This window comes from Adlercreutzia sp. DFI.6.23, assembly GCF_024462535.1.
In the GTDB taxonomy this organism is placed as follows: Bacteria; Actinomycetota; Coriobacteriia; order Coriobacteriales; family Eggerthellaceae; genus Adlercreutzia; species Adlercreutzia rubneri.
Window position 1 is genome coordinate 1 of record NZ_JANGBP010000222.1, and the last position, 390, is coordinate 390.

1 protein-coding gene is annotated in these 390 nt (G+C 65.9%); it reads right to left on the reverse strand.

From position 1 onward, the window contains the following. Nucleotides 1-390 (reverse strand): hypothetical protein (locus NE591_RS13100; RefSeq protein WP_256156845.1); only part of this gene is annotated, 390 nt, incomplete at both ends.

A 390-nucleotide genomic window follows, 5' to 3' on the forward strand; every position in this document is an offset into this window, starting at 1 on the left:
CACCTCGCGGCGCACCAGATCGCGGAAAAAAGCGATGCCGTGGGTCGTGCACCACGTAGTCGCCGGGCTTGAACGGAAAGGTGACCTCGGTGGCATCCACGCGGGAGCGCACGCGGCGGCTGGCGGCGCGCGAACCCTGGGTGTCGGCGGCCGACACCAGCGCGAGATGCGCCTTCGGGATAATCATGCCGAGTGGGATGTCGTTGTCCACGATGTTGACGACCCCCCGCCGCAGGCGGCGTTTGGCCTGGGCCGGGGTGTCGGCCTCTGTGCTTTCGGGTTGCGACTCGCCATCGTCCAAATTTTCCGGTTGCACAATCTGGATGGGAATACCGTGATCGACGAAGGCGTGGCACATGGTCTCGCGGGCGCGCAAGTTCGGAGCCGAGA